This window comes from Saccharothrix hoggarensis (assembly GCF_042678885.1).
Taxonomy (GTDB): domain Bacteria; phylum Actinomycetota; class Actinomycetes; order Mycobacteriales; family Pseudonocardiaceae; genus Actinosynnema; species Actinosynnema hoggarensis.
In genome coordinates, this window is the sequence record NZ_JBHTLK010000267.1 from 1 (window position 1) to 8,646 (window position 8,646).

The window sequence follows — 8,646 nt, forward strand, 5'->3', positions numbered from 1 at the left end:
CGGGAGCGCCAGGGCGAGGACGACGGCGGCGAGGCCGAGCACGCCGCCGCGGCGCGCCTCGTTGGTGGTGGCGCTGGCGGCCAGCACGGCGAGGGCGGGCGCGGCCAGGGTGACGAGGACACCGCCCGCCATCGGCAGGGTCGGCGACTCGAACGGGCCCCGGCCGGGGATCAGCGCGTCGGTCGACGTGAACGGCGCGGCGAACAGGCCGATGCCCGCCACGATGCCGGCCGTGGCGGGGACGAAGAAGGTGGCGTGCTCGCTGCGGACGTCCGGCTCGGCCCCGAGCGTGGCGACGGCCAGCGCGCCCGCGGCGATCACGAGGACGTGCCCGGCGACCAGCAGCCACGCGCCCGCGGTCGGGCTGGGCGCGGCGAGGTCTACCGGGCGGAACAGCTCGGGCCGCGAGGCCGCGACCGGGTTCACGGCGACCTGGAGGTCGTTGAGGAGGCGGCCGACGGCGAACACGGCGGGCGCGACGAGCGCCGCGGCGGCGGTCAGCTCCTGGCCGCGGGAGAGGAACACGACGGCGAGGGCCGCGGGCAGCAGGGCGAGCAGCGCCAGCAGCGGCCACGCCGTGAACGCCGGGGGCGCGTCGACCACCCCGACAGCCGGGGCTGCCGCGGTGAGCGCCGAGCCCAGCACGGCCACCCCGACCGCCGCCCGCAGTCTCGTGGGTGTCGGCGAGACCGGTTCAGCGGTTCGGATCACCGCTCGGACGCTAGCAAAACAGCGCCGCGGACGAGGGTTGGGCGGCGCGGGGCGGCGCCGCCGGGGCGTAGCGCCAGGTAACGGCCTCGCCACGGGGTTGTGGGGATTCGTCGTTGGGTACACCCGGTTGGTGGGGGCATCACTTACCTTCGGCCACATGGGTGGTGTGCGGCGGCTCGCGGCGTCCTGGGCGAGCGTGGCCGGGGAGGTGCTGGACGCGTCCGGCGCCGTGCTGCGCGCGGTCGCGTCGCCCGGCGGGGTGCGCGCGGTGGCGGTCGAGGCGGCCTGGCTGGCGGCGCACACCGTCCTCTACCCGTGGGGCGTGGTCGAGGAGCAGCTGCGGCCCGAGGGGCACTTCCGCGCGTACCGGACCGACGGCCTCCCGCCCCGCCAGCGGGGACTGGTGGTTTCGGCCATGGACGCGGCGGGCACCCCGATCGTGCTGGTGCACGGCATCGGGGACAACAGGTCCGCCTTCGCAGTGCTGTCGGGGGCGCTGCGGAGGCGTGGCTTCGGGGTCGTCCACGCGGTGAACTACAGCGTGCTGACGGCGTTGACCGGGGACGTCCGCCGCTCGGCCGCCCTGCTCGCCGAGCACGTCGAGCGGATCTGCGAGCAGACCGGCTCCGACCGGGTGCACGTCGTCGGCCACTCGCTGGGCGGTCTCATCGCCCGGTACTACGTGCAGCGCCTGAACGGGGACGCCCGCGTGCGCACGCTCGTCACCCTGGGGACGCCCCACGGCGGCACGTTGGCCGCCTACCTCCTGCCCACGTCGTTGACCAGGCAGTTGAGGCCCGGTTCGGAGCTGTTGTCCGAATTGGCGGAACCGTCCCGGCCCTGCCGCACGAAGTTCGTCGTGGTGTGGAGCGAGATGGACCAGGTGATCATCCCGCAGCGGAACGCCCGGTTGGCCCATCCCGCGTTGGTCGTGGAGGAGCACCAGATACGTGATTCAGGTCACCTCTCACTACCGGTGGACCCGCGCACACTGCACACAGTAGTGAGCGCCATCACACGTTCGGATGACGACCAGGATCACCCCATCGTGCCTGCACGCACGGGGTTTGCGTAGCTCCCTCATGACCCAGCGTCACGGCTCACACACACGTGGGTCGCACTGACCGCTAAACGGTAGACATCACCATCGGGGATTGCCCTTAAGGGCTCCGCGCCGTTACTGTCCCCCGGTCCGTTGTCACGGTCTGGTCACAAGCAGGACGACGAGTCGGTACCCCGACCGGCTCAACCGGGATCCCCCGCCCGGTGTCCGACCGGACTCCCCGAAGACGGAAGGCCAGGTTTTGTCTCAACACCGCTCCCCCGGCGGCCATACGAGTTCTGCTGTGCTCGACGAGGCGGTAGTCCGTGCCTCGGCGCGCCCGGTGAACACGCACCGGCTTCCACCACCGCCTTCAGCGCTGCGCGGCCGGATCGTGGTCGCAGCCGTCGCTGTCGGCGCGTTCGCCGCCGCAGGCGCCGGACAAACGCTCCACGCGCTCGGCTCCGACTCGCCCGCTTCCGCTGACGAGATCACCCCGCTGGCCAACGCCGCCGAAGGCGCGGCCGCGTTCGGCGTCGGCGGCACCGGCCCCGCGTCGCCGCAGGTCCTGCCCGTCGCCAAGACGGTCGACCCCGCCGCCGAGGCCCAGAAGCTCGTCAAGAGCCAGCAGATCACCGAGGACATCGAGGCCGCCGAGGCCGAGGCGAAGCGACCCAAGTTCGCCCGTCCCGCCGTCGGCGACTTCACGTCCGGGTTCGGCGGTCGCTGGGGCGAGATGCACTACGGCATCGACATCGCGGGCCCCATCGGCACGCCGATCCTGTCCGCCGCGGATGGTGTCGTGATCGAGGCCGGTCCGGCAAGCGGTTTTGGCCTGTGGGTCAAGGTCGAGCACCCCGACGGCACGATCACCGTGTACGGCCACGTGGACACGTACTCGGTCCGCAAGGGCCAGCGGGTCCGCGCCGGCGAGCAGATCGCCCGGATGGGCAACCGCGGCTTCTCCACCGGCCCGCACCTGCACTTCGAGGTCTGGAACCCGGGCGGCAAGAAGATCAACCCGCTGACTTGGCTGAACGCCCAGGGCATCAGCGTCTAGGGCATCGGCGTTCGACCACCGGCGTCCGGTCACCCGGCGCCGCGATCGACGCTGCGACGACGTGAAAGGCCGGACCGCCGAAGCGGCCCGGCCTTTCGCCGTGGAAACCCTCCCCCCGGAGGGCACCCCCCTGCGGTCACCGCCCCCGACAGCGGTCACCGGCCCTACTCATCCCCCTCATTCCCCTCGCCACCAGCGGCCTCCCCCTGACCGGCTCCCCCCGAACCCGGTCATTCCGCTGGTGACACCCCTAAAGACGCGCGGACCGCATCCGGGTTGCACCCTGGTTCAGAACCCGATCGGGTGAACGGTTCACGCGGCGCCGGCCCTGGCGTCGTACGCCGCCCTGGCGGCCGCGATCTCGGCCTCGTGGCGGTCCGACCAGGCGCTCAGCACCTGCACGGTCTCGTGCAGGTTCGCGCCCAGCGGCGTCAGCTCGTAGTCCACGCGCGGCGGGACGGTCGGGTGCACGGTGCGCAGCACGAGGCCGTCGCGCTCCAGCTGGCGCAGCGTCACGGTCAGCATGCGCTGGCTGACCCCGTCGATCTTGCGCCGCAGCTCGCCGAACCGGTGCGAGCGCTCGGCCAGGTACGACAGCGTCAGCAGCGTCCACCGGTCGGCCACGCGTTCCAGCACGGTCCGCACCTCGCACCCCGCCCGGTGGTCCCACTGGCGCGCGTCGTCCATGTCCGTGCAGATCCCGACCGACTTCGACATGACTTGGTCCACGATCCGGCATTGTGGTCGAGAATGCATGCGCATGCAAGGAAATACCCCGGGTCCGCCGCCCGCCGGAGGTGGACGACGGACCGCTGAGCGGCCCTCAGAGCTTCACGAGGGGCACGCCGCCGATGAGCATCAGCCGCACGGTCCCCGCGCCGCCGAAGTCGATCGTGGCGGTCGCACGGGGCCCCGCGCCGTCCACGGCCACCACGCGGCCGAGGCCGTACTTGTCGTGGCTCACCCGGTCGCCCACGTCGAGCTTCACCGCGGGCGTGTCCTTCCAGCCCGCGTTCGTCGGCGCCGGGCGCGACGGCCCCGAACCCCGGCCCCACGACGTCGGCGCGGACGGCGCGGAGCGCTTCGGCTCCACCCGCCGCCAGTCGACCAGGTCGGCCGGGATCTCGTCCAGGAACCGCGACGCCGGGTTCGCTGCGGGCTGGCCCCACGCCGAGCGCACCAGCGCCCGCGACAGGTACAGCCGCCGCTGGGCCCGCGTGATGCCCACGTACGCGAGCCGGCGCTCCTCGGCCAGCTCCGTCGGGTCGCCCAGGGCGCGCAGGTGCGGGAAGACGCCGTCCTCCCAGCCCGTGCAGAACACCACCGGGTACTCCAGGCCCTTGGCGGTGTGCAGGGTCATCAGCGTGACCACGCCGTCGGACTCCGCGTCCGGCACCGAGTCCGCGTCCGCGACCAGCGACACGCGCTCCAGGAACGCCGCCAGCGAGCCCTCCGCGGGCACGCCCTCGTCCGGCGGCACGGCCTCGTCGGCCACCGGCGCCGCCGTGCCCAGCTCGGTGAACTCGCGGGCCACCGTGACCAGCTCGTTCAGGTTCTCCACCCGGGTGTGGTCCTGCGGGTCCTCGCTGGCCTCCAGCTCGGCCCGGTAGGCGGTCTTCTCCAGCACCGCCTCGAGGATGTCGGCCACGTCGTCGCCGCGGTCGACCAGCACGCCCAGCTCGTCCATCAGCTCGACGAACCCGGCGATCGCGTTGCGCGACCGCGGGTTGAGCAGCGGCACCTTGCCCGCCACCGCGTCCCGCAGCGCCGCCGCGAAGCTGATCCGCTCGCGCTCCGCGTGCGTGGACACGCACGCCTCGGCCCGGTCGCCGATGCCGCGCTTGGGCACGTTGAGGATGCGCCGCAACGACACCGTGTCGTTCGGGTTCGACAGCGCCCGCAGGTACGCCAGCGCGTCCCGCACCTCGCGCCGCTCGTAGAACCGGACGCCGCCGACCACCTTGTAGGGCAGGCCGAGGCGGATGAAGATCTCCTCGAACACGCGCGACTGGTTGTTGGTCCGGTAGAACACGGCGATCTCGCCGTTGTTCGCCTCGCCGCTGTCGACCAGGTGGTCGATCTCGCGGGCGACGAACGCCGCCTCGTCGTGCTCGTTGTCCGCGACGTAGCCGACGATCTTCTCGCCGTCGCCCAGGTCGCTCCACAGCCTCTTCTCGCGCCGGTTCGGGTTGCGCGAGATGACCGCGTTCGCGGCGCTCAGGATGGTCTGCGTGGACCGGTAGTTCTGCTCCAGCAGGATCGTGGTGGCCTGCGGGTAGTCGCGCTCGAACTCCACGATGTTGCGGATCGTCGCGCCGCGGAAGGCGTAGATCGACTGGTCCGCGTCGCCCACCACGCACAGCTCGCCCGGCGGCACGCCGTCCTCGCCGGTCCCGATCAGCTCTCGGACCAGCGTGTACTGCGCGTGGTTGGTGTCCTGGTACTCGTCGACGAGCACGTGCCGGAACCGGCGGTGGTAGTGCTCGGCCACGTCCGGGTGGTCCTGCAGCAGCTCGACGGTCCGCATGATCAGGTCGTCGAAGTCCAGCGAGTTCGACTCGCCCAGCCGGCGCTGGTAGCTCTCGTAGACCTCGGCGACGCGGCGCTCCAGGTCGTTGGTCGCCCGCTCCTTCGCGGTGGCGGCGTCGACGAGCTCGTTCTTCAGGTTAGAGATGTGGATCGCCAGCGTGCGGGCCGGGTAGCGCTTCGGGTCGAGGTCGAGGTCGCGGGCCACCAGCGTGATCAGCCGGCGCGTGTCGTCCGAGTCGTAGATCGAGAAGTTGGACGACATGCCGAGGGTCTTCGCCTCGCGGCGCATCACCCGCACGCACATGGAGTGGAACGTGGACACCCACATCGAGCGGGCCCGCGCGCCGACGAGGTCGGACACGCGCTCCTTCATCTCGGCGGCGGCCTTGTTGGTGAAGGTGATCGCCATGACCTCGCCGGGGTGCACGTTCCGCTCGGCGAGGAGGTAGGCGATCCGACGGGTCAGCACGCGCGTCTTGCCCGAGCCCGCACCCGCGACGACCAGCAGCGGGGCGCCCGAGTGCTCGACGGCCCGGCGCTGGGACGGGTTGAGGTCTTCGAGCAGCCGCGCGGACCGGGAGGCGGGGGGACTTGCAGGCAAGTCGAACAAGGCGCTCATCGCCTGTCCACGTTACCGGTTGACCCCGACAGCCCGTGCCCTGTGGCATGATGGGCGTGTGCGCATGGCCCACTTCGAGTTTTTTTACGGGATCCGGACTCCGGCTCCCGTGGACCGCTAGCGCCGACAAGCCACCCACGAAGCCCCGGAGTCCTCGGACCCCGGGGCTTCGCTGCTGCCAGGGCTGGGACTCCCCCAGAGTCGGAAGGTCGTCACGATGAACAGCACCGGAACCGCCCAGGACATCGACGCGCTGCGCCAGGAGATCGACCACCTGGACGCCGAGCTGCTGCGGCTGGTCAAGCGCCGGGTCGAGGTCTCCAAGATCATCGGCGCGGCCCGGATGGCCGCGGGTGGGACGCGGATCGTGCACAACCGCGAGATCGACGTCATCAACCGCTACAAGGACCTCGGTCCCGAGGGCCGCGACCTGGCGATGATCCTGCTGAAGCTCGGCCGCGGCCCCCTGGGCCGGTAGGGCTCGGGCGTCGGCCGTCCGCTAGCGGGCCGTGACGCGGGCGAAGTCCCAGGTGGGGAGCGTGGACCTGGCCCTGGCCAGGTCCACGTCGACCAGCTGGGCGTCGTCCGGCACGTAGGCCAGCGGGTCGGCCAGGAGGTCCAGCCCCAGCAGGCCCTCCACCAGGGTGTGCAGGCACAGGGCGGCGTAGCCGCGCAGGTACCCGCCCTCCTGCGTGAGGACGGTGGGCAGGCCGAGCCCGGCCACCGCACGGCCGATCGACCGGTAGCCGTCGGCGGTGAGGTTGTGCCTGCCGTTCGGGTCGAACGCCGAGCCGTCGAAGCCGGAGGCGCAGACCAGGAGGTCCGCGCCGAACTCGGCCAGCGCCGGGAACGCGATCTCGGCCAGCGCGCGCCGGTAGGCGGTGTCGCCCGCGCCGAGCGACAGCTCGACGTTGATGTTGGACGCGTCGGACTCGGCGGGCGAGCCGGTCTGCCGGTGGTTGGCGCCCCACGGGCCGTGGCGCATGTGCACCGAGATCGTGAGCACGTCGGGCGTGTCGCGGAACACCTCCTGCGTGCCGTTGCCGTGGTGCACGTCCCAGTCGAGGACGGCGACCCGGCGGCCCGCGCGCCGGGCCGTCTCGGCGACCAGCGCGGCGTTGTTGACCAGGCAGTACCCGTCGGCGAGGCCCGGTTGGGCGTGGTGGCCGGGCGGGCGTACCAGGGCGTACGCCAGGCGGGTGCGGCCGGCGGCGACCGACTCGTACGCCGCCAGCGCGGTGGCGGCGGCGGCGCGGATCGCGTCCCACGAGCCGGGGCCGACGACCGTGTTGACCTCGACGGCGGTGCGCGCCTCGCACGCCGCCCGCAGCTCGGCCAGGTAGGCGGCGGTGTGGACGCGGGACAGCTCCTCGTCGGTGGCGAACCGGCCCGTCGCCCACGTCAGGTGCGGCGCGACCGGTCCGCGCTCAAGGGCGTGGCGGAACGTGCGCAGCCGCGCCGCGTTCTCCGGGTGCGGTTCGGGCACGTCGAGCCAGTCCCACCGGCCCGGCAGCTCCCACAGCCCGGAGCCCGTGTCGTGCCCGAGGCAGGCGTCGTGCCAGTAGACCTCCATTCCAGGGGGATATCAGGGCGATCACGGATGGTCCAGCGGGTTTGATCGAGTGCACACTGGTGGCATGGGAGTCATCATCGGTCTCGTCACGGGCATCATCGCGATCCTCGGTGTGCTGGCCACGCTGGCGCACGACGGCTACCTCGCGATGCTCGGCACCGCCGCCAAGTCGAAGCGCGCCGCCGGCGCGCCGATCGCGCAGTACGTGCGCAGCCGGTGGACCGTCGCCGGGGTGACGACGATCATCGCGCTCGTGGGCCTGCTGATCACCGTCGGCTCGGGCACCTCGGGCGACATCATCGGCGCGCTGATCGCGGGCGGCGCCGGCCTCGCCGCGGGCAACGCCCTCCAGGGCACCCGGAAGCGGCTGAACAGCGGCAGCTAGGAGATTCACACTTCCGTGTGGCGCTTGCGGCCACAAGGCTGATCTGCCCGGCTCCGCCCCGACTCTCCGCTTACCCTGAGCCGGCGGCGGGGTCCTCGGCGTCCCACCCCCATTCCCCGCGTCGGTTCAGCCCACCAGGTGAAAATCCGCGAGGGCCGTCAGGCCAGGGGGCGGGAGGGGTCTGCACAGCATGGACATCGGGGAACCAGCACGGCCGGGCCGGCATCGACTGGAGGACGGGGCGGCGATCTGGCTGCCCATGGGCGGCGAGCTGGAGCACACGCCGCCGGCGCGGCTGCCGCTGCCGCCCGAACCACCACCCGCGCCCCCGCCGGTCCGGCGGACGGTGACCGCCCCGCACACCCCGCCGCCACCGCCGCCCGACCCGCTCGTCGACACCGACGAGATGGGGCTCCGCAAGTTCAACATCGGCCTGGTGCCGGCCTCGGTGACGCCGCCCCGCACGTGGAAGCGGGCCGCCTGGTTCGCCGTCCTGTCGTCGGCGGGAGTCCTGGTCGGCCTCGCCATCGCGGCGGCGAAGCTGGTCGGCGTGAGCAACCCGGTCGAGCGCATCGGGATGCCCGGCTACCCGACCGACGTGCCGCTGCTGACGGGTTTCGCCACCCCCGCCCCCACCACGACGACGGGGGCGGCGCCGGGCGGCCGCGAGCCTGGCCGAGCGGTGGCGGACGGCCTCCGCGTCGCGGCGGGCGACCGCACGGCGGGC

At 72.6% G+C, this 8,646-nt stretch carries 7 protein-coding genes and 2 pseudogenes; 5 read left to right on the plus strand and 4 right to left on the minus strand.

Annotation, left to right across the window (positions count from 1 at the left end):
* Positions 1 to 711 (minus strand): annotated as a pseudogene (locus ACFQ3T_RS31600) (hypothetical protein); the annotation flags it as partial.
* 157 nt (positions 712 to 868) lie between these two features.
* On the opposite strand from ACFQ3T_RS31600, the gene ACFQ3T_RS31605 reads away from it, so the two are divergent.
* Both ACFQ3T_RS31605 and ACFQ3T_RS31610 read left to right on the plus strand, forming a co-directional pair.
* On the plus strand, positions 869 to 1,786 hold the full coding sequence (locus tag ACFQ3T_RS31605; protein ID WP_380728947.1) for an esterase/lipase family protein: 918 nt from the start codon (positions 869 to 871) through the stop codon (positions 1,784 to 1,786).
* 361 nt (positions 1,787 to 2,147) lie between these two features.
* Positions 2,148 to 2,813, plus strand: coding sequence for a M23 family metallopeptidase (locus tag ACFQ3T_RS31610; protein ID WP_380728949.1), 666 nt, complete (start codon positions 2,148 to 2,150; stop codon positions 2,811 to 2,813).
* A gap of 312 nt (positions 2,814 to 3,125) precedes the next feature.
* Here the strand turns inward: ACFQ3T_RS31610 and ACFQ3T_RS31615 are convergent, their stop codons facing one another.
* Together ACFQ3T_RS31615 and pcrA are read right to left on the minus strand one after the other, a co-directional pair.
* Entirely contained in the window at positions 3,126 to 3,530 is a 405-nt protein-coding gene (locus tag ACFQ3T_RS31615) for a winged helix-turn-helix transcriptional regulator (protein ID WP_380728951.1), read from the minus strand.
* A 106-nt stretch (positions 3,531 to 3,636) separates the two neighbouring features.
* Positions 3,637 to 5,961, minus strand: a complete 2,325-nt coding sequence (gene pcrA, locus ACFQ3T_RS31620) for a DNA helicase PcrA (protein ID WP_380728953.1) — start codon at positions 5,959 to 5,961, stop codon at positions 3,637 to 3,639.
* Positions 5,962 to 6,178: 217 nt separating this feature from the next.
* On the opposite strand from pcrA, the gene ACFQ3T_RS31625 reads away from it, so the two are divergent.
* Positions 6,179 to 6,439, plus strand: coding sequence for a chorismate mutase (locus tag ACFQ3T_RS31625; protein WP_380728955.1), 261 nt, complete (start codon positions 6,179 to 6,181; stop codon positions 6,437 to 6,439).
* 21 nt (positions 6,440 to 6,460) lie between these two features.
* Here the strand turns inward: ACFQ3T_RS31625 and ACFQ3T_RS31630 are convergent, their stop codons facing one another.
* Positions 6,461 to 7,534, minus strand: coding sequence for an arginase family protein (locus ACFQ3T_RS31630; protein ID WP_380728956.1), 1,074 nt, complete (start codon positions 7,532 to 7,534; stop codon positions 6,461 to 6,463).
* 64 nt (positions 7,535 to 7,598) lie between these two features.
* On the opposite strand from ACFQ3T_RS31630, the gene ACFQ3T_RS31635 reads away from it, so the two are divergent.
* Complete coding sequence (locus ACFQ3T_RS31635) at positions 7,599 to 7,919, plus strand: hypothetical protein (protein WP_380728958.1); 321 nt, start codon at positions 7,599 to 7,601, stop codon at positions 7,917 to 7,919.
* A gap of 190 nt (positions 7,920 to 8,109) precedes the next feature.
* Positions 8,110 to 8,646: pseudogene (locus ACFQ3T_RS31640) on the plus strand (hypothetical protein); the annotation flags it as partial.

Coding starts and splice junctions, on each gene's coding strand:
- ACFQ3T_RS31625 (WP_380728955.1), top strand. CDS start 6,179: ATGAACAGCACCGGAACCGCCCAGGACATCGACGCGCTGCGCCAGGAG.
- ACFQ3T_RS31615 (WP_380728951.1), bottom strand. CDS start 3,530: ATGTCGAAGTCGGTCGGGATCTGCACGGACATGGACGACGCGCGCCAG.
- ACFQ3T_RS31605 (WP_380728947.1), top strand. CDS start 869: ATGGGTGGTGTGCGGCGGCTCGCGGCGTCCTGGGCGAGCGTGGCCGGG.
- pcrA (WP_380728953.1), bottom strand. CDS start 5,961: ATGAGCGCCTTGTTCGACTTGCCTGCAAGTCCCCCCGCCTCCCGGTCC.
- ACFQ3T_RS31635 (WP_380728958.1), top strand. CDS start 7,599: ATGGGAGTCATCATCGGTCTCGTCACGGGCATCATCGCGATCCTCGGT.
- ACFQ3T_RS31630 (WP_380728956.1), bottom strand. CDS start 7,534: ATGGAGGTCTACTGGCACGACGCCTGCCTCGGGCACGACACGGGCTCC.